This is a genomic window from Aestuariicoccus sp. MJ-SS9, assembly GCF_032586235.1.
Lineage (GTDB): Bacteria > Pseudomonadota > Alphaproteobacteria > Rhodobacterales > Rhodobacteraceae > Aestuariicoccus.
Genome location: NZ_JAWHTD010000060.1, coordinates 1 through 19,362, shown reverse-complemented (window position 1 = coordinate 19,362; position 19,362 = coordinate 1). Strand labels below are relative to the sequence as shown.

Here is a 19,362-nt window from a genome sequence, read left to right as displayed (position 1 = left end):
TTCGCCGACCTGCACACGCCCACCACACAAAATCTCCGCCTTCAGTCCGCCTGAAGGCGTTGTTCAAACCCGACTAAGTATTTCGGCTATCTGAGGAACGCTGAGTTGATCTCTGTGCAGAGCGAAAACAGATTGCCGGGCGATGACGTGAAATTCTCGAACCCGACCCAGCGCAGATGTAATCTCTTCGACTACCCCGTCTGCGAACATGTCGCCAGCTATTGCACCGATTTCTTCGAATGGCAGCACCGCCAGACTTGGTCGGTTTGTCGATCTCGTGGCTGCGACTGCAAGTGACGGTACTTCGCCCTGGGCCGCAAGGGCTTGTCGTGTTTCCCGTAGCCATTCCTCGAAACTTTCCGAGTTCAGGTCAAATCCTTCGAGGAATGCGCCCGAGCCTTGGACTTCGGTGGTGGCGGTTGATGTGTTGATCCATACATGCTGCCGGTTGGCTTGAAGCACACCGTCGGGCAGGTTGCGCCTTAGGACCGACAATTCCTGACGCAGTGACGCACGAGCCTGCTCTTCAGAGCGGTCGGACCAGAGCAGTTCTGCTATTCTTGCACGTTCGGCTCGCATATCGGGCTGCAAGGATAGGTACGCAAGCAGCGCCTGTCCACGACGCGAAAACCCCTCAATGGCATGCCCCGATGCATCGCGGACAGAGAAAGCCCCGCGAAGTGAGAGTATGAGGCGTGAACCGTCAGCATTCGTATCGGTCATCCCTGCAGTTTGGCGGTTTTGCGATGATCGATAAAGTTTTTACGAAGTTTTTGTGCTGGTAAAGGGTCTTCGCCAGGCGGTTTTGCGGGTCTCTTGCGGAGATGTGGCACCTTGGACGCAAGGAAACACGCGTCGCACAGGCACCAAGGAAACCCAAACGACTGTGAAGCGTCGCACTCGCGGCACTGACAGCGGTAGTTGGCTCGCAGCGACCGGTTCCTCGCGAGACAAACGAAGCTACTCCAGGAGGTTGATATGTCAGGTACGTTTGACGTGATTGTCGTAGGAGCGGGAAGCGCGGGATGCGTCCTCGCTAACCGACTAACTGAAGATCCCAAGCGTCAGGTCCTTCTGCTCGAGGCCGGCGGCGATGACGACGACCCGCGTGTCTCGACTCCGGCGGCCATGGGGTCCCTGCCCAATACCCGGTTCGACTGGGGCTTTCGGACTGGGCCACAGGACCACCTTTCCCGCCGGCAAATCGCGTATCCGCGAGGGCGGTGCATCGGCGGGACTGGCTCTATCAATTACATGATCTATCTCCGCGGGCACCCCTCGGACTATGACAGTTGGCAACAGCTGGGCGCGACGGGGTGGGGTTGGCATGACGTGCTGCCCTATTTCAGAAAGGCCGAGAACTGGCAGGTGCCGGGTGACCCCGACCTGCATGGCGAAGCGGGTCCCCTGACAGTGACCGAGCAGGCAGAACGATCCCCACTGACAGATGTCTTCATTGCTGCCTGCCAGGAGGCCGGTATCCCGTTCAACGACGATTTGAACGGGCAGGACATCGAAGGCTGCGGCTACTTTCCGGCCACCTTGCACAACAAAACGCGTGGCAGTACGGCGCGCACGTATTTCAGGGCGGCGCAGGGGCGTGTAAACCTGACCGTGGTGACAGGAGCAACTGTGCTCAGGCTCGTCCTTGATGGGAAGCGGGTTCTCGGGGTCGACTATATCGCCGGCGGAAAGGTTCACAGGGTTACGGCACAGGAGACCGTCCTGTCGGCAGGAGCGATCGGGTCGCCGCAGATACTTCAGATCTCAGGTATTGGCCCGACAGAACGACTGGAGGAGGTCGGCGTCAAGGTCCGGCATGACCTGCCCGGGGTGGGCGAGAACCTGCAGGACCATCTTCACTACCGCAGCCGTTGGGAGATCGACAAACCCCTGACATTCTTCGGCCGAACCGCCGAGGAGAGCGCAGACGCAAAGCGCCAGTTCGCAGAGGGCCGGGGGCCGCTCACCACGAACCACTTCGAGTCTGGTGCGTTTCTCCGTTCCAACCCTGGTTCTGAGGCTCCGGACATCGAACTGCTGATGATCCCCTATTACATCAGTCTCGGCGCGCCCGAGATGCGCCCGCCGGATCGGCACGGCTTCACGATTTCGGGGTTCCCGACGCGGCCTCGAAGCACAGGCCGCGTCTCGATCTTGTCCGACAATCCACTCGATCGGCCCCTGATCGATCCGGGCTATCTAAGCGACCCCGCTGATTTGGACCTGATGATTGCCTGTATCCGCGAGGCGCGAACAGTCGTGTGTCAACCGGCCTTCGCGGATCTTGGGCCGCGTGAAATCTCTCCGGGACCCGACCGGATCAGCTACGAGGACCTCATTTCAGACATTCGAGAGGTTTCATCGACCTCATGGCATCCGGTGGGCAGTTGCCGCATAGGGCAGGACGCCGACGCCGTCGTGGCGCCCGACTTGCGGGTGCACGGCCTTGAAGGTCTCAGCGTCGCAGACGCCTCAGTGATGCCGCGGATGAATACAGGGCACCCGAATGCGCCGGTAATCATGATCGCCGAGAAAGCGGCGGACATGATCATAGCTCGCTGCTAGGTGGCGAGTCCGCTCCGGGCTCTTCCAAGACATCTGAGCAAAATGATCAGATGGCCGCACTACGGCTTTGAGCCTACGTCCAAGCCGAAAATTGATCCGGACGTTCGCCAAAATTGGGGCTACGACCGGAGCGCGGACAATGCCGTCACTCATTGTAAATCGTCTGCAGTTATCGTGAGCATTTGGCGGTGAGTTGGGACGAGACCGGTCGCGTTCAAGGGCCGGACCGTCCGCATAGAAAAGCGCAATGGTCCGACCCAATTCAATTGGGACCGTTTTACTTCAAGCGGATCAGTTCGACGCGGCGGTTCAGGGCGCGCCCGGTCTCGGTGGAATTGTCCGCCACTGGGAAATCTTCGCCTTTCCCCGACCAGGACAGCCGATCCGGACTGATCCCGAATGATCGAACCAGAACGGCCACAACGCTTGCGGCTCGGCGGGATGAGAGATCGTAGTTGTAGATATCCGACCCCTTGGCGTCGGTATGCCCCTCGACGGCAAGCCGAAGGGTGGCGTCGGAATGCAGCAGGTTGGCGATCTCCTGCAACACGCCCATCGATTCCGGGCGCATCTGGTCGCTGTCGAAGTCGAAGTTTATTCCGTAGACGCGCGCGGCGCCGGTTTGTGATTTCTGCCGGGCCAGATCGGCGGCGGTCACGGTGTCCTGTCGCGCCGTGGGCGATCCGGTGGCAGGTGCGGTCGACGCCGGAGCAACGAACTGAAGCTCAGCTTGAGCGTCGGTCACGGAGACAATCTGAAGGACCGGGTTTTTGGTGCCGAGCGAGGCGCCGTTAAGTCCGACGCGCATGAGCTGCACCCATAGCGAAAGATGCACATCATTGCCCTTTGCGTCCTTGCCGGTCATGAAGGCGTACCGCATCGAGCCATGTTCGTGAAACCCGCCCGGGATGGGAAGCAGCGGAAAGTTGATGTCTCCGGCCCATAGGCTCTGCGCCGAGAACTCGACCCTGAAGCCCTTCTGTTCCAGCATGTTGCGGTAGACATCCATCACCTGTCCGACACCGTATTGCTGTGGCAGGACGTAGATGACGTCCTGGTACCGTCCCTCGGCGGTCACGCGTTTGTGTGGATAGTAGGAAGCGATGAACTTATGCGCGCGGGACGCGTAGTTTTCGTTGCGAAAGACGACCGCCCCTTCGAGCCTGCCGTCAAGAATGGCCGGATCGGCAGAAGCAGACAGAAAATTCGGATCCACATTCAGTTGATTGTGACGGCTGGCGGCGGCTGTCTGGCCGATCAGGACGGTTACAAGTGGCCGTACGTCCTTGGGTCGAGCGGTTCTAAACCGAGCGAAGAGATATTCAGCCACGCGCTCATGCACTTCCAGTTCGTCCGTGAGCAGTCTTTGGGCCTCCAAACCGGACACTGGTAAGATTTCGACAGAGCAACGTCTGCTTTGGCAGCCCTATGTCCGCTTGAGCGACGAACCGGACCCTCGCTTCAAACGGGCCTTCGTCCGAGTTGCGGACAAACCAGCCGTCCGATCTCTGACACTTAATTACTGCTTTGCGCGCTTCGCAACCGCGTCGAACAGCGCCATAGCCCAGAGGGGGAAGTTCGCGGCGACATCGAGCTATGCTGAGTATGCAACTCGAAGTGGACATTCACCGGCCAACGATGATGGTGGGATTTACGAGGCAGCGCTGCTGTGTAGGCAAATATCTGCGTTGGGACTCGAATTGATCGAACCATCGCAAAGATCTCGCGCAGTGATACCTTGCAAACCTGCCGCCTCATCCACGATCAGAAAGGTCGATGAGCCACCGAACGCAGTGCACATGCGCCGCTTGGTCCAACTGCGCCAATGTCGCGATTTATCGGTCGCAACTTGGCCACACTCGCTAAATGTGTATTCGGGCTGCTTCATGGCCGTAGAATGTATCGTATGTCCAGGCAATATGACCTAACTGGTTTGCGATGCGACCCCCTGTTTCTTCGAAAGGAAAACGAGGGCCAGTCCCACAACAAAGCCAACAAGCTGCGCGAAGGGTAAAGAGCTCACCAGCAGGATCGCGATAGTTATCCGTGCGATGCAGGCCATGGTTCCGAGCCGGGCAAGGTCAAACCGGGCGAAGACGCTGGCGAGGAGATAGAGCGCCAGCACGAGGCGGCAGATCAGCGCGGCCAGCGCGAACCAGTCGACGCCCGGACCGTAGCCCGGCAGGTAGGTGACGGGGCCTGCGGTTGTTTCGGGGCTGAGCCGCGCGGCCTCGATCAGCAGCAGTTCGGGGTAGAAGGCGAATACGAACGGGATGACGAACATCACGATGCCGGAGCGCACCGCCGAGAAACTGGTCAGTATCGGATCGGCGCGGGTGATCGTGGAGGCGGCATAGGACGCAACGGCAACCGGCGGCGTGATGGCGCTGGCGCAGGCAAAGTAGAAGATGAACATATGCGCGGTGAAATGCGCAATCCCGAGCCCGACAAGCAGCGGCCCCATCAGGAGTGCCGCGTTGATATAGGCAGGCACGGCGGGCATTCCCATGCCGAGAAGTACCGCCAGCAGCATCGCGACCGTGAGCGCGGCAAACTGGAAAACGATGGGCGTGCCGCTGGCAAGGTCCAGCGCCTTGAGCCAGCCGAGAATGTCCAGCGCCACGAAATTTGCAAGGCCCGTGAGATTGAGGCTGATATCAATGACCGAAACGGCAAGGAACATCAGGTAGAGCATCGAAATCGTCACGCCCGCATCGGCAAGGGCGTCGACCAGAAGACGCGGCTTGGCGCGGAACGCGGGATCGAGAAACAGCAGCGCCGCCAGCAGGATCGCCGCCCACCACCCGACACTGCCCGCGTCGCCGGCGGTGTTCTGGAGCAGTTGCATGATCCAGGGCAAGTCAGTGGCGCGACAGGACGTTCCGATCTGCATGGTCTCGGCGCCCAGCAGGCGCGAGATGGGATCGCAGCCGATCGCGTCCTTGGGGATCAGCAGCAGCACCACGATCAGCGCCAGCGGTAGGAAGATTTGCAGCAGGTGGATCCGGTCGCGTCCGGTCAGGCGCATGTCTGGGGTCAGGTCGCGCACAGGCTCAAGCCCCAGCTTGCGGCTTTCGAAGACCACCGACAGGAACATGCAGAAGAAATAGGCCAAGGCCGGGATGGCCGCCGCGATGGCGACTTCGCGGTAGGGAACGCCCGTCATGGAGGCCAGGACGAAGGCCGCAATGCCCATGATCGGCGGCATGATCTGCCCGCCCGAAGAGGCGGCCGCCTCTACCCCACCCGCGTAGACCTTGGAGAAGCCCCGCTTGACCATCATGGGAATGGTCAGCGTGCCGGTGCCCAACACATTGACAACCGGCGTGCCGGTGGTGGTTCCGAACATGGCCGAGGCGACGATGGCCGCATTTGCCGGACCGCCGCGCAGATGCCGGGTCCAGAGGAAAGCCAGCTTGATCAGGGTCCTGCCACCCGCCGAGACCGTAAGCAAGGCGCCCAGTACGACGTAGGGGAACACCGTGTTCAACATGATATGGAGGAACTGGCCAAGAAGACCCGACCCCTGGTTGATCAGCAGGTCATGCACCCTGAGCCTCCCGTCGGCGAGCGAGCGTGGCTCTCCGCCCAGGGGTGTGATGAGATATTTGCTCATCCCGTCGGCACCGAAGAAATACCAGATCAGCACCGTGCCCACGGCGTAGAGCGCCAAGAGGATCGACACCATCACCAGCGACAGGCCCCAGACCTCGGCGTTGAAGGCCAGAAAGACAAAGACCGCAAGTCCCACGATCAGAACCAACCAGGGCCCGGTATCGTTGAGACAACGCGGGTTCTCCACACTCGTGGGCATGGGCAGGCCCATGGCAAGTGCGAGGTCCTGCTCGGCCTTGAGCGCGCGGGCGATCAGGTCGGCGCGTTCTCCGGTGATGATGTCCACGAGGCAGACGGCTTCGTGTTCCACCAGATACGTAAGGGAAATCGCACCCGCCGCGAGGATCAGTCCGATATCGAGCGCCAGCCCCAGTCCGCGCCACAGCGGCGCGCGGTCTTCCCAGCGTTTTCGGATCGGATTGCTCAGGACGACGATGACCATCATCCAGAAGAAGACGATGGGGTAGAACCATTCGTAGGGAAAGCGCCTGACCCGCAGGTCCGTTGCCGCCAGCAGGTCTTGCCACAAGCTGTCCCAACCGGGGATCGCCGGGGTCGCATTGACCATGCCGACGATCACGAGGACAAGCGCCAGCATGTAGGCGAGCGCTGCCTGCGTCCGGGTCTTGGGGTGCATGTTGGTGTCGGCCATGCGGTGTGGCTCCGGGGCGCTTGCCGTGCGGGCGAAGGCCGCCCTGGGCGGCCTTCTTGTCAGGGGTTACTTCGCGCAGTCAGGCAGGCTGTAGCCTGCTTCTTCCCAGGCGCGGACCGCGCCGGGGTGGTATGTCACCGGGTTCGGCCCGCACATGCCCGATGCCTTGGCTTCCAGTGCTTCCAGCCCGATGTTGCGTGCGAAGGGTGCCTTTTCGTAGATCTGGGGCAGCGTTTCGATATGCGCCTTGGTGAGCTGGTAGGCAAGCTCCTCGTCCATGGCGGCGTTCACGCAATTGCCGCCGACCGATCCACGAGTGCGGAAGACGCCGTCGGGCTGTGTCACGATGGTTGCGTTCTCGCCAAGGGACTGCATCTGCTCCAGCGTGAACTCCACCGGGGCCGAACCCGGGGCGGCCAGCAGCCGCTGCATCGCCTCGCCCTCCCAGATATCCTGCGGCACCGACCAGAAGGTCATCTTGCCAGCGGAAAGCGCCTGAAGCGGACGGTCAGAGGGGATGTATTCGGGCAGCAACGCCGCCTCGGAGGTCCCTTCCGTGATCGTCGTGGCCATCTGCGACCAGTCGCTCTGGATACCCTCGTAGCCCTTGCCGTCTTCCAGCCCGGTCACAACCTGGATGAGGCCGCGCGCCTCGGCGGTGGCACCGCCACGCGGCGGCCCGTTCAGGATGCGACGGCCTTCAAGCCCGTCCCAGCCGGTAATACCCACCGTGTCATAGGCATAGAGCGTGTAGACCCCGAAGGAATAGGGATAGAGAATGCGCAGGTTGGCAGCGAGTTCAGCGCCCCTTTCCGGGCCCATGGCGGCATAGGGGCCGACACCCTTGGACATGAGGAACGGCAGGATGAAGGGGCAGATGCCGATATCGGTGCGTCCTTCGGCAACCGCCTGCGTGGCGTTCGCCCCGGTCTGACCGAGTGTGATCTGGATATCGGCAAGCCCGCGCTCGGCGGCGACTTCGGCAAGGTGGGCGATGGTCAGGTGAACCGCCGTGCCGGGTGCCGAGGTCATGGCGGTCAGGTTTTCAGTCGCTTGCGCCTGAGATACCGCAAGTGCGCCCGTGGCGAGCGCCGCAATCAGGGTTCGTTTCATCTGGTATTCCTCCCTTGAAACTACGTCCTTGGTGGTGCGTCCGGCACCAGTTGCCGCCCTTGACAGGCTGTTTGCCGCTGGTCGCCGGATGCCGTTCAGTCCTTCTTGATAGATTTCTCGAAATAGGGCACCGGCGCAATCTTTGCGCGGATGCCGGTCACCTCGTGCGCCTCGACACTGGCGCGGCGGGAACCGGGTTCGCCCCACAGCAGCGTCACCTCGCGACCGATCTGCGCCTCTGCGGGGTCGATCAGCGCCGTCGACAAGAGCGCGCCCGCGTTCGACGAATAGGAAAGCCATTGGGACGAACCAATGGTACGCCCGTCGACCTGCACCGCGTCGTACTGGAAGGTCGCATACATCGGGATCGGCAGGGCGAGAAACTTGGTCCTCGGACCGTCGATGCGCAGGGATTGTTGCAGCACGCGGAAGACGTCCTCGTTGTTCCATTCGAGCGTGACCTTGGCGCGGGGGGTGTCCGCCTTGCGCTTCATCAGCGCGTCACGGCCGTAGAAGTCATGTTCGAAATGCACCAGCCGCCCGTAGCCAAGCTCATAGGGTTCGGTCAGGTAGTCGGTCAGGTCATCGGATACGAGGCTTCCGCCCAGCGAGGCGTTGCCCTCGAAAGACTTTGCCGAGAGCCATTCGCGGAAACCCCTCGTGTCTTCGCCGCGGAAGATCGCCGGGAAGGGACGCGGCATCCAGCCGCTTTCCTGTGCCGCGGTCGGATAGGTCACCGCACCGGCCTTGCGCAGGCCATAGGCGGCACCGGCCTCCTCGACGCGGGCGCGCACGGCGGCCTGCGCCTCCCACGGCCCGTAGATCTCGAAACCAGGCTGACCGGCCATGCCGTGTCGCAGGGCGCGCACCGTCTGGCCCGCGATCTTGAATTCGCCCACATGGAAGAACTTGATGTCGGGCATCGGCCCTTCGGCCACTTCACGCACCAGCGACAGCGCGTTCGGCCCCTGAAGCTGAAAGCGGAACACGTCGCGGCGTTCGCGGGGGACGATCATGTTCTCGTCGCGCGTGGCCTCGACCGCCAGATCGGTCTTTTCCGCCTGGTATTGCAGCCAGTTCGACGCGGTGGGCGGGCCGACGACGCGTAGGAAATCATCCGCCTCGCAAAACAGGATGGCGTCCGAGATCATGAAGCCAGCCTCGTCCACCATCACCATCTGCTTGGCGCGCAGCGGGTGCAGGTCGGACAGGTTGTTGGTGGCGAACCGGGTGACGAATGTCTTGGCATCTGCGCCGCGCAGATGCAGTTCGGTCATGTGATAGGATTGCTCGAAAAGCACCACGCCCTCGTGCCAGGCGCGCTGTTCGTCGCGCCAGTTGGTGAATTCCGCCGGGATGCCGGGGAAAACCGCATGACCCATAGGCGAGGCGCGGAGCATGTTGAGGACACCGCCAGAGGCGTCGATCTTTTGCTGGAGGCTGGTCATGGTATCGTACATCCCTTGCGATAGGTCTTTCATGTCGTCTGGCCTTTCATCTGGGTCGGCAGCCGTGGCGGAAAGGGATCACGCTCACGTTGCGGCCAATCTCGATGGTCATCAGGTCTTCGGCCACGAGGATGAGGCCGTCGTATTCCGCCGCCAGCTCTCCGATCATCTGGGTGATGGGCATCGGATCGGGCGGGAGCAAGGCCAGATGGGTCAACATCCCGAGCTTGGGCCGGGTCTGGGCAAAGACGCGCCCGACCTCCTCCGGCGTCGCATGGTGGTCGATGGCGATCTTGGCCTTGGGGTTCTTGGCAAAGGTCTCGGGCGTTCCGGCGGCGATCTCGTGCACGAAGACATCCGCCCCCTGCGCCTGTGCGATCAGGTTTTCGTTGTAGCGGGTGTCGTGGCTGTGCACGAAGACATGGCCCGCGTATTCCACCCGGAACGCATAGGCCGGGCGGATGAAGTCGCCGTGATCGACCTCGATCGCGATGATCCTGAGGCCGCCACGATCAAAGACAACGCCCTCGCTCTCATAACAATGCGGGATGATGCGCATGTGCTCGGGGTCGATCTCGCTGTCGGCCACGCGGATATTACGGTCGGGGCGCGAGGCGATCCAGGCGCCTTCGGCGATATCCTCGACGCCCGGTGGCCCGTAGACATGAAGGGGGCTGCCACGATTGGAAAACGGCTGCTGGATGGTGCCGGTCATCAGCAGGTCGAAGATGCCGCTGTAATGGTCCGAATGGTAATGTGACAGGATCACCGTGTCGGTATGACCGACCGGGAAGCCCATCTGCGACATGCGGATCACCGTGCCGCGCCCGCAGTCGATCATCACCTTCTGATCGCCCGCCTCGATCAGCGTCGAAGTACCAAACGCGTTGATATCGGGATTCGGTATGCCCGTTCCCAGCAGGGTTATCCGCAAGATGTCCTTCTGAAGATCCATACCGATTCCGCCCAGAGTAACTGCGGCAGAGATTGTGCTGGATCAGGTGTACTGTAAAATTCTAATATCCAAGGTAACTATTCGTTTCTGGTATACCTCATGGATCCCAAGCACCTGATGCAGCTCGCCACCATCGTCGAGCTTGGCTCCCTGACCAAGGCCGCGCAAAGGCTCAACACCACGCAGCCGTCGCTGTCGCGCGTGGTCAAGTTGATCGAGGACCGCGTCGGCGGCGCCGTCCTGCGGCGCGACCGCTACGGGGTCAGCCCCACCGAGATCGGCGCACGGCTGGCTGAGGACGGGCGAGAGATCATGCGCCGCGCGCAGCGCGCGGATGTGTCGATCGAGAAATGGCGCTCGGGTATCAGTGAGCTGCGGGTGGGCGTCGGCCCGATGCTGGCGACCACGATCATGGGCGATTTCCTCGCCGGGCTGGTCGGCACGAGGATGGGCTATGGGTTGAAGATCTATTGCGAATATGCCGCCCGGCTGCTGGAGCGGCTGCACAATGACCTGCTCGACGTGGCGATCATGCCATACGAGCTCAACCGGCAGGACGGCCAGCTGATCCGGGAGACGTTGTTTCAGGACCGGCTGGCGATTTTTGTCGGACAGGACGATCCTCTCGCTGCCGAGCGTGCGGTGCCTCCTGTCGCGTTGGCGCAGCACAACTGGATCTCGGTCGGTGAAATCTCGGGGCTCTTTGACGTAACCCGCGACACGCTGGACGGGCTGGGATTGCATTCGGTCACTCCGGCCCTGGAAAACACCGGGGATGTGACGATGACCTTCCGCATCCTCGAGCGGACGCGCTCTTGCAGCATGTTGCCGTTTCGCGTGCTGGGTACGTTTCAAGATGATTTCCGCATCGCCCCAGTTGATCTTTCGGTGGAACTCCCCTTGCGCAATGTCGGTTTCTGGACGACGCAGTCGGTGCGCGACCGTCCGGAATGCCTCGACTTCAAGAAACGCCTGTCAGCGTATCTTGAGAAACTGCAGTTTTTCTGACCTTCGCGGAATAGCGTGCTCCTGATCGACCGTTCGTCGCCCAAACGAACGCAGAGACGCCCTCGTCCGGGATGCTCATGCCTGGTTTATACCTTTGAATGGCTTCCAGAGCGAAGCTTTCTGCAGGTCGAGATATTGTTGGCGAACATCGCCGATGCTCGTTTTGTTTTGAACGCAACGCGTCAGGCTTATTGCAATACCCACACTGGGCGTATTGTGACCGGCACAAGCGTGTTCAGCGGGGACAATGTCTTTGACGACCTTCTCGGCTTAACCTTGCGTCTTTCGAAGTCTCTCCATCGTCGTCGCTCCTTGCTGCTTGAAATTAGTCAGCAAGCTTCTGCTTTTAGATTTGCTCAAGATGCCCCATGGGTATTGATCTCAGGCGCCGCAATTATCAGCCTGGCGTTCTCGCTGTTTTTCAGAGAACCCGTTTCAGACCGTAAAAGCAGCCATTCTGCGTGAAACTGCCTACGACATTAATGTCTTGCAGACTTTGAAACAGCTCCTGCCAGATTGTGCAGGCGCAGCGAATGTCTCATCCGGCGGGGCCGCGCCGCAGAAACGAAGGATGCCCCTCAACGACCGTTCTGGGCCACCCCTAATGGCACCAATGTCGGCTATTGGCGCTTAGTGCTTATTTGAGCGTGATGAAGGATTTGGGAGGTTTGGGCTCTTCTGAGACATCTGAGAAAAATGATCAGATGACCGCTAGACGGCGGTAAGCAGCCGTAAGAGCCGACGGAACCGCAGAGACACGCTCGAACGACGGCTTTCACCGGCTCCAGACGTTCGCCGTAATCGAGGTTAGGTCCGGCTTGCGGACCAAGCAGACCCTCAAGGGAAGACCGCCGACCTGAAGTGCTGACCGGTCGAAACTGATCAAGATCAGTTCCACTCAAAGAGCTCTATTTACCCCTGGGTCGCATATGCATCCGGTGCAGGATCACATGGCTCTGCTCAAACCTTTGCAGCCTCGCGGGCGATGGATTGAAGGCCTTCGAAGACTCCGAAACGGGCGTCGTGCAATACCTTCGCTTCCCCGCCTTGCGGCTCGTAGGTTTGGGCAAAAGCCGTCATCTGTTCCATCGCGGTAGGGACGTCATCGTACAGCCCACCTGCGACGGCTCCGAGGATGGCCGACCCGAGCAGGACAGGTTCCTCGGTTGCAGGAGCGGCAAGTGTGACGCCGGTCGCATCGGCCAGAAGCTGTCGGATCATGTCACTTCGGCCGGCACCACCGCTAATGACGATTTGATCGACCGTAGCGCCGGCCTTTGTCTGCGCGGAAATGATCTGACGCAGCCCGTAGCCGATCCCACAAAGGCCGGCGATGTAGAGCGCGATAAGGCTGTCGAGGCCGCGTTCCATGCCAAGACCTGCGATCACCGCTCGCGTATGCGGATCGGCATGGGGCGCGCGGTTTCCCAGAAACTCCGGCACGACGTGAAGTCCGCGCGCCAGTTCTGCAGCGTTCGTGGTGTTTTTCAGACGCTCTTCAGCATGTTGAGCAAGCCACGAGGGAAGAGACTGTTCGTTGCGCGCCGCCTCTGCATGTGCTTCGGACGCGTGGGGATGGAATTCGAGCAACTGATCGATCGCAGCGCCGGCGGCAGACTGGCCGCCCTCGTTGAGCCACGCACCCGGGATCATCGCCGAGAAGTACGGCCCCCAGACGCCCGGCACGAAGACTGGTTCGCGGGTCGTCGTCATTGTGCAAGAAGAGGTGCCAAAGACATAGGCAAGGTTGGCCTCGGCTCCGCCGCCGTTTTTAGCTCCGACCGATCCTATGCCGCCTGCATGGGCGTCGATCAGTCCCGCGCCCACTGCGATCCCGGCGGGAAGGCCGAAATCCGCGGCAGCTTTCGATGTCAGTCCTTCGCCCAAAGGCGAACCGACATCGACGACCGAGGCACCGATCCTTTCGAAGCCGCTTTCTGCAATGTCGCCCAGCCCGATCGCTTCGAAATAGCTGCGGTCCCACGAGCGCTCGTGGCCCATGTAGGTCCATTTGCAGGTAACCGTGCAGATCGATCGTGACAGATCGTCCGTGGCCCGCCATGTCAGGAAGTCGGTCAGGTCGAGGAACTGCCATGCCTGCGCATAGATCTCCGGCCTGTTTTCCTTGAGCCATAGGAGTTTGGGCGTCTCCATCTCGGGAGAGATGCGGCCGCCGACATAATCCAGCGCGCGGTGTCCTATCGCGTTAATGCGCTCGGCCTGCTCGATGGCGCGATGATCCATCCAGACGATGACATTGCGTTCGGGATGCGCAGGATCGCCGATGGGCAAGGGCTTCCCGTTCTTTCCAAGGACAACGAGCGAACAGGTGGCGTCGAAGCCAATGCCCACGATTTTTTCGGGATCGACACCCGAGGCGGCGATCGCAGCGCGCACCGAATGCGCTACCGCCTGCCAGATATCCTCGGAAGACTGCTCGACTATGTTTCCGCCCTCGCGGTGGATCGAGATCGCGCGCTTGCCCGATCCCAACATCCGGCCGCTCGCAGTAAAGACGCCAGCGCGAGCGCTTCCCGTTCCGACGTCAACGCCCACGAGGTAATTGTCTTTCGGGTCCGGTGATGCTGTCATGTTTCCACTCCCGCTTGGTCTTGGCGTCACAGATCGACGCTATTGGGAAGGATCACGAGGTCGCGAATGACAACGCCTTTCGGGCGGGTCAGCATGAACAGCACCGCCTCGGCGACTTCGCGGGGCTGCATCAGCGAGCCATTCGCGAGAGCTTCCTCCATCTTTTCTTTGGGCCAGTCGTCCAGCAGTGCCGTGACGACTGGCCCTGGGAGGACGGCGCCCATGCGGACGCCGTATTGCGAAACCTGTCTCCGGGTTGAATGTAGGAACGCCTGCACAGCGAATTTCGATGCCGTATAGACCGGTTCCCACACCACGGGCACGACGCCCGCGACGGAACTAGTGAAGACAATGTCCCCGGATTTCCTCTCGATCATGGCGGGCAGCACCGCCTGCACCGAGCGGAACGCGGCATTGACGTTCAGGTTCAGGACCTTGTCCCACTGATCCGGATCGCCTTCTGCTGCTGCTCCGCCCACATACGCCCCGGCATTCGCATGGAATATGTCGAGCGGTCCGACGAGTGCCTCAATGTCCTTCAACATCGAGGAAACCTGCGGCCCGTCGAAAAGATCTATCACAAGCGGGTGTGCCTGCTCGCCGAGCTCGGCGCAGAGTGCGCCAAGCCTGTCCTTGGCCCGGTCGACAAGCACGACCTGGGCGCCTTCCTCGATCAGGATACGCGCGCATTCGAGCCCGATCCCGGAGGCCGCGCCTGTAATGGCGGCGGTTTTGCCTACGAGTTTTCCGGTCATCCGTTTTCTCCCTGCCTCAGGCGCGACCATGGCTTGCGCGCGAACGGCGTGCGAGCGAGTCCACAATTACGGCTATGGCGAGAACAGCCCCGGTGATCATGTAGCGCAAGGACGAGCTGAGATTGAGCAGCGTCAGACCGTTCGAGATCGCCATGATAACGAGGACGCCCAGCAGCGCCGACCAAGCAGAACCGCGCCCACCAAAGAGAGAGGTTCCGCCAATAACCGCCGCTGCGATGGCGTTCAGGTTTACGTCGCCCGTGCCCGCCTGCTGGCTGGCCGAGGCAAGGCGGGCAGCCGCGAAAACACCGCCAAGCGCCGCAAAGGTCGAGCACACGACAAAAGCCGAGAGCCGGATGCGCTTGACGTTGATACCGGACCGGCGCGCCGCTTCGGCATTGCCGCCGACAGCGAACATGGAGCGGCCCCATTTCGTGCGCGTCAGGGCGTAGTTCAGCATCGCGACGAAAAGGACAAAGACGCCGAACATCCACGGCACGCCCCGTCCCAGCTCAAGGTAGTAGACGGCAAAGACCAATGCGGCCGTCAGGAGGGCTGCCTTGGTCAGCGGCACGCTCATGCCCCCCGATGAAAGATTGGCGGCTTGCCTTTGGTTGTTCGTTTGCATAGCGCCGATCACGATCAGCGCGCCTGGCACGAGCGCTACCAGATAAGACACCCAAGCGGGCATGATCAGGATTTGCCCGAACCGCACCAGCGACGAGGTGAAGGGCATGTTGATCGATCCCGTCGGGCCGAGAAGGTAAAGCTGCAGGCCCAGAAGCGCGAGTAGACCTGCGAGAGTCGCGACGAAACTCGGCATCTCGAACTGATTGCGAAGAAAGCCGTAGAGCAGGCCGACGAGTGCCCCAGTAACCAGAACCGCAATAATGGTAAGCGGCAGAGGGAAACCGGCATTCACCCAGAGGACGCCGGTAATTGCCGAAGCAAGGCCGCTCATCGAACCGATCGAGAGGTCGATTTCACCAAGTAACAGCACGCAGACAACACCAAGCGCGATAAAGCCGACCGCAGCAGCATCAAAAAGAAGGTTCACAAGGTTGTTCGGGGCTAGAAAGATGGGGTTCAGCGTGCTGAACACAGTCGAAATCAGGAGCAGCCCCACGATTACGGGCAGCATACCCAGATCGCCGGAGCGTACCTGGTCGATGAAGCCGCGCAGCGCGCCGGCCAGTCCTGCGTCATGGCGCACACGTGTGTCGGCGCGGTCCAATTGGGTGGGCTGTGTCATGGCTGTGCCTCGACTTCTTGGGTTTTCCGGGCAGCGCGGCGCGAAACGGAGTTTTCGCTCGCCCCGGTAATTGCGGCGACAAGTTCCTCGTGCGACGTATCGGCAGTGAATACACCGTTGTTCTTCCCGAGCCTCAGGACAACGATGCGATCTGCGACCGCACGTACGTCTTCCATGTTGTGCGAGATCAGGATGACACCGTGGCCGCGATCGCGGACGCGCTCGATGAGGTTCAAAACCTCGGCGGTTTGCGCGACTCCAAGCGCGGCGGTGGGTTCATCCAGCATGATGATATGCGGATCGAGCAGCAGGGACCGTGCGATGGCGACCGTCTGGCGCTGACCGCCGGACAGGGACGCAATCGGTTCCCGCACGGAAGGGATGCGCGCGGCCAGTTCTTGAAGAAGCGTCCAGGCGCGGACTTCCATCTGCACCTCGTCCATGCGCCAAGGAGAAATTTCGTGGCCGAGAAAGAGGTTGGCGACGACATCCAGATTTTCGCAGAGCGCAAGATCCTGGAACACAGTGGCAATACCCATCTCTAACGCCTTGCCCGGCGTGTCGAGCGTGACTTGCTTCCCGAGGTACTCGATCGTCCCGGAGGTCGGCTGATGAACTCCGGCAAGTACTTTGACCAGCGTGGACTTCCCGGCTCCGTTGTCCCCCACGAGGGCGACGACCTCGCCTGCATGGATGTCAAGTTCGATGTCTTCGAGTGCGGTCACGGCGCCGAATTGCTTGCCGACCCCTCTCAGCCGAAGAATGAGTTCACCGGTCTCAGGGCCGGCACTCTGCCTTGTCATGACCATCTCCTCCCATGATTTGGTCGCGCGGCGCCGGTAGGGCGCCGCGCAGGAATACGCGCTTACTGGATACCAAGTTCGGCGCAGGCCGCAGCATATTCAGAGGTGCAGACTTCGTCCGCCGACTGGATGCCCGCGTCGAAAATCAGCTCCTTTATGTTCTGCTGTGTCACAACGGCCGGCACGAAGAGTTGCGAAGGCGTATTATAGAGCGTTGTGCTCGCCTCGGGCGTCTCGCCATTGAGCAGCTTGACAGCAACGTCAGCTGCAGCCGCGGCGACGATCTCGGACGGCTTGGAGATCGTGTTGTACTGGTCGCCCGCGATGATGAGCTGCAGTGCCGCGATTGTCGCGTCGTTGCCCGTGACTGGCGGAAGCGGATCGACGCCTGCCGCTTTCAGTGCGGCAATAGCACCACCACCCGTGCCGTCATTCGCAGCAACGATGCCCTTGATATCGGCACCGAAGCGCGTGATCTGGCCGGCGGTCCATTCCTGGGCTCGCGGGGGCGCCCAGTCCGGAGTGTCGAACTCGGACATGGTGACATAGGGGGACGCGTCCAGCGCGCGGTCGATGCCGTCGCGGATCAGCCCTGCCGCCGCGTCCGTGGGCGATCCGTTGATCTGAAGAACGCCGGCACCTTCCGGCACACCCTCGGCCTGCAGGTGTTCGACGAGCGATTGAGCGATCGCATAGCCGATGCCTTCGTTGTCGAAGGACACGTAGAAGTCTGCAGGGGAGTCGGGAATAGGCCGGTCATAGGCAATGACTTTTACGTCCTGAGACCGAGCGATCTCGACCAGAGCAGCCGCTGCGGCCGAGTCCACCGGGTCAAGAACGACGACACTGGCACCCTGAGCGATGACCGAATTGAATTGCTGCTGCTGCAGCGCCACGTCGGCATTTCCGTTCTGGTAGATCAGTTTGCAGTCGGGGCAGAGCTCGCCCATCGCGGCCTGAAAGCCGGGCCAGTCATGCTCTTCGTAACGGGTCGAAGCCTGGTCCGGCATGAGAAACGCCACCGTCTGTGCGGCGGCGGCCGATGCGAACATGGTTGCGGCGATCGCAAGCGCCGCAAGGGAAGTCGTCTTTTTCATTTGTGTCTCCTCCAAACAGTTATTGCGTCCGCCCGAGCGGAGAGGGTGCGGGGAGTTGCGCGGCTGAAACCCGCCCAATCAAGCGAGGTTTCCCTAAGCTTTTCGCATGCCTCCCTGCGCATCCTCCTCATACGCAATCGATTGAGCAATTTTGCACCATCGATTGAGCAAGGTTGCACCATCGATTGAACTAGGTCAACATCCTTCTGAATTGAGGTATGGCTGACACCCCGGGTCCAAAGGGCAGGATGGAAAAAGGCGCAAAGAGAACAACAATCTACGACCTTGCTCAACTGGCAGGGGCATCGCCGAGCGCCGTCAGCTCCGTCCTCAACGGAACATGGAAAAAGCGGCGAATCAGTCAGAAACTGGCCGAGCGGGTCATGAAGTTGGCGGATGAGCACGGTTACGCCGTCAATGTTCAGGCCAGCCTTCTGCGCCGCGAACGTTCCCACATCATAGGCATGATCGTTCCGAAGTATGACAACCGCTATTTCGGCGAAATTGCGGAGCAGTTTGAAGCCTTGGCCCGGGCAAAGGGCTATTTTCCTGTCGTCACCTGCACGCAGCGTGATCCTGAACTCGAATTCGAAGCCGCGAAAGAGCTGGTTTCGTATCAGGCTGAATGCCTCATCTCGACTGGCGCGACTGACCCTGACCGTATCTCGTCGTTCTGCGACGCAGCCGGCGTTCAATCGATAAATCTCGACCTCCCCGGTAAAGGCGCGCCCTCGGTCATTTCCGATAACTTTTCGGGCGCACGAACCCTGACTGCCTCGATCCTCGATCATTTCGACCGTGCGTTCGGCCATACCGGGCCGCTACGGTTCGTAGGGGGGCGCCTTGCCGATCACAACACGGCGGCGCGTCTGGAAGGATTCCTTGAAGAGCACCGGAGTCGTTTGATCGAGGTGCCAGAGTCTTACATCCTAGCGAACGGCTACTCCGCAGAGAGGGCTGCCGCCGCCCTTGCGGGATTTGTCCCTGACGCACCGTCCGGTCTATTCGTCAATTCGACCATCTCACTCGAAGGGGTTGTCCGTTGGCAGAGCCAACTCGAGTCAGGTGCCGAATATGTCCGCTACGGGTGCTTCGATTGGGACCCTTTCGGCGCCTTTCTGCCGGGGAACATCGGGATGATCGAACAGGATGTCGGCGGCATGCTCGCGACAGTCTTCGATCTCATCGGCAAACCGGAAACGCCTCATGAGCCGGTGCTGATACCGTGCAAGTTCAGGCCGTTCGACCTGGCTGCAACTTGAACACACTACTCTTTGATTGACCCTCGAAGGGCGGACGCTTCGTCATCCTACGAGCCAGCGATTTACATCAGCCAACTCCGGCAGGGGGCTGCTTTAGGTCAAATATAGTCTACCAAGTAGTGCGGTCCTAAATAGCAACATGAACGACCGCTGCGGGCTCTTCTGAGACATCTGAGCAAAATGATCAGATGACCGCTGGACGGCGGTGAACAGCCGTCAGAGCCGACGAAACCGCAGAGACA

Annotated in this window: 15 protein-coding genes; 4 read left to right on the top strand and 11 right to left on the bottom strand. The window is 60.9% G+C overall.

The window, feature by feature from the left end; translation table 11 throughout:
- Positions 1-63: 63 nt before the first annotated feature.
- The gene (locus tag RXV88_RS21520; RefSeq protein ID WP_316295613.1) at positions 64-723 is read right to left on the bottom strand and encodes a hypothetical protein; all 660 of its coding nucleotides are present in this window, start codon (positions 721-723) and stop codon (positions 64-66) included.
- A 255-nt stretch (positions 724-978) separates the two neighbouring features.
- Here RXV88_RS21520 and RXV88_RS21515 point away from each other — a divergent pair, with 255 nt between their 5' ends.
- Positions 979-2,568: a GMC family oxidoreductase gene (locus RXV88_RS21515; protein ID WP_316295612.1), complete on the top strand. Its 1,590-nt coding sequence runs from the start codon at positions 979-981 to the stop codon at positions 2,566-2,568.
- A gap of 277 nt (positions 2,569-2,845) precedes the next feature.
- Here the strand turns inward: RXV88_RS21515 and RXV88_RS21510 are convergent, their stop codons facing one another.
- From RXV88_RS21510 to RXV88_RS21490, 5 genes are all read right to left on the bottom strand, one after another.
- Complete coding sequence (locus RXV88_RS21510) at positions 2,846-3,955, bottom strand: OmpA family protein (RefSeq protein WP_316295610.1); 1,110 nt, start codon at positions 3,953-3,955, stop codon at positions 2,846-2,848.
- Between the two features lie 537 nt (positions 3,956-4,492).
- The gene (locus RXV88_RS21505; RefSeq protein ID WP_316295608.1) at positions 4,493-6,835 is read right to left on the bottom strand and encodes a TRAP transporter fused permease subunit; all 2,343 of its coding nucleotides are present in this window, start codon (positions 6,833-6,835) and stop codon (positions 4,493-4,495) included.
- Positions 6,836-6,901: 66 nt separating this feature from the next.
- Positions 6,902-7,948 (bottom strand): TAXI family TRAP transporter solute-binding subunit, encoded by a 1,047-nt coding sequence (locus RXV88_RS21500; RefSeq protein ID WP_316295606.1) that lies wholly within the window; start codon positions 7,946-7,948, stop codon positions 6,902-6,904.
- Positions 7,949-8,043: 95 nt separating this feature from the next.
- Entirely contained in the window at positions 8,044-9,429 is a 1,386-nt protein-coding gene (locus tag RXV88_RS21495; protein ID WP_316295604.1) for an aminomethyl transferase family protein, read from the bottom strand.
- Positions 9,430-9,442: 13 nt separating this feature from the next.
- On the bottom strand, positions 9,443-10,351 hold the full coding sequence (locus tag RXV88_RS21490) for an MBL fold metallo-hydrolase (RefSeq protein WP_316295603.1): 909 nt from the start codon (positions 10,349-10,351) through the stop codon (positions 9,443-9,445).
- A gap of 99 nt (positions 10,352-10,450) precedes the next feature.
- Here RXV88_RS21490 and RXV88_RS21485 point away from each other — a divergent pair, with 99 nt between their 5' ends.
- Both RXV88_RS21485 and RXV88_RS21480 read left to right on the top strand, forming a co-directional pair.
- Entirely contained in the window at positions 10,451-11,359 is a 909-nt protein-coding gene (locus tag RXV88_RS21485; RefSeq protein WP_316295601.1) for a LysR family transcriptional regulator, read from the top strand.
- Positions 11,360-11,374: 15 nt separating this feature from the next.
- Positions 11,375-11,824 carry a hypothetical protein gene (locus tag RXV88_RS21480; protein WP_316295600.1) on the top strand — a complete coding sequence of 150 codons (450 nt, stop codon included), beginning with the start codon at positions 11,375-11,377 and terminating at the stop codon, positions 11,822-11,824.
- Between the two features lie 495 nt (positions 11,825-12,319).
- Here RXV88_RS21480 and RXV88_RS21475 read toward each other — a convergent pair whose 3' ends face one another.
- The 5 genes from RXV88_RS21475 to RXV88_RS21455 all read right to left on the bottom strand — a co-directional run bounded on the left by RXV88_RS21475 (position 12,320) and on the right by RXV88_RS21455 (position 17,858).
- Complete coding sequence (locus tag RXV88_RS21475) at positions 12,320-13,951, bottom strand: FGGY-family carbohydrate kinase (RefSeq protein WP_316295599.1); 1,632 nt, start codon at positions 13,949-13,951, stop codon at positions 12,320-12,322.
- A gap of 26 nt (positions 13,952-13,977) precedes the next feature.
- A complete protein-coding gene (locus RXV88_RS21470; RefSeq protein ID WP_316295598.1) occupies positions 13,978-14,706 on the bottom strand; it encodes an SDR family oxidoreductase in 729 nt (242 codons plus the stop codon).
- Between the two features lie 16 nt (positions 14,707-14,722).
- On the bottom strand, positions 14,723-15,958 hold the full coding sequence (locus tag RXV88_RS21465) for an ABC transporter permease subunit (RefSeq protein ID WP_316295597.1): 1,236 nt from the start codon (positions 15,956-15,958) through the stop codon (positions 14,723-14,725).
- Positions 15,955-16,761 carry an ATP-binding cassette domain-containing protein gene (locus tag RXV88_RS21460; protein WP_316295595.1) on the bottom strand — a complete coding sequence of 269 codons (807 nt, stop codon included), beginning with the start codon at positions 16,759-16,761 and terminating at the stop codon, positions 15,955-15,957. The genes RXV88_RS21465 and RXV88_RS21460 overlap by 4 nt, the downstream gene beginning before the upstream one ends.
- Before the next feature lie 62 nt (positions 16,762-16,823).
- On the bottom strand, positions 16,824-17,858 hold the full coding sequence (locus tag RXV88_RS21455; RefSeq protein WP_316295594.1) for a sugar ABC transporter substrate-binding protein: 1,035 nt from the start codon (positions 17,856-17,858) through the stop codon (positions 16,824-16,826).
- 218 nt (positions 17,859-18,076) lie between these two features.
- On the opposite strand from RXV88_RS21455, the gene RXV88_RS21450 reads away from it, so the two are divergent.
- Entirely contained in the window at positions 18,077-19,120 is a 1,044-nt protein-coding gene (locus tag RXV88_RS21450) for a LacI family DNA-binding transcriptional regulator (protein ID WP_316295592.1), read from the top strand.
- Positions 19,121-19,362: the final 242 nt, after the last annotated feature.

Coding starts and splice junctions, on each gene's coding strand:
- RXV88_RS21520 (WP_316295613.1), bottom strand. CDS start 723: ATGACCGATACGAATGCTGACGGTTCACGCCTCATACTCTCACTTCGC.
- RXV88_RS21515 (WP_316295612.1), top strand. CDS start 979: ATGTCAGGTACGTTTGACGTGATTGTCGTAGGAGCGGGAAGCGCGGGA.
- RXV88_RS21505 (WP_316295608.1), bottom strand. CDS start 6,835: ATGGCCGACACCAACATGCACCCCAAGACCCGGACGCAGGCAGCGCTC.
- RXV88_RS21500 (WP_316295606.1), bottom strand. CDS start 7,948: ATGAAACGAACCCTGATTGCGGCGCTCGCCACGGGCGCACTTGCGGTA.
- RXV88_RS21495 (WP_316295604.1), bottom strand. CDS start 9,429: ATGAAAGACCTATCGCAAGGGATGTACGATACCATGACCAGCCTCCAG.
- RXV88_RS21490 (WP_316295603.1), bottom strand. CDS start 10,351: ATGGATCTTCAGAAGGACATCTTGCGGATAACCCTGCTGGGAACGGGC.
- RXV88_RS21485 (WP_316295601.1), top strand. CDS start 10,451: ATGGATCCCAAGCACCTGATGCAGCTCGCCACCATCGTCGAGCTTGGC.
- RXV88_RS21475 (WP_316295599.1), bottom strand. CDS start 13,951: ATGACAGCATCACCGGACCCGAAAGACAATTACCTCGTGGGCGTTGAC.
- RXV88_RS21470 (WP_316295598.1), bottom strand. CDS start 14,706: ATGACCGGAAAACTCGTAGGCAAAACCGCCGCCATTACAGGCGCGGCC.
- RXV88_RS21465 (WP_316295597.1), bottom strand. CDS start 15,958: ATGACACAGCCCACCCAATTGGACCGCGCCGACACACGTGTGCGCCAT.
- RXV88_RS21460 (WP_316295595.1), bottom strand. CDS start 16,761: ATGACAAGGCAGAGTGCCGGCCCTGAGACCGGTGAACTCATTCTTCGG.
- RXV88_RS21455 (WP_316295594.1), bottom strand. CDS start 17,858: ATGAAAAAGACGACTTCCCTTGCGGCGCTTGCGATCGCCGCAACCATG.
- RXV88_RS21450 (WP_316295592.1), top strand. CDS start 18,077: ATGGCTGACACCCCGGGTCCAAAGGGCAGGATGGAAAAAGGCGCAAAG.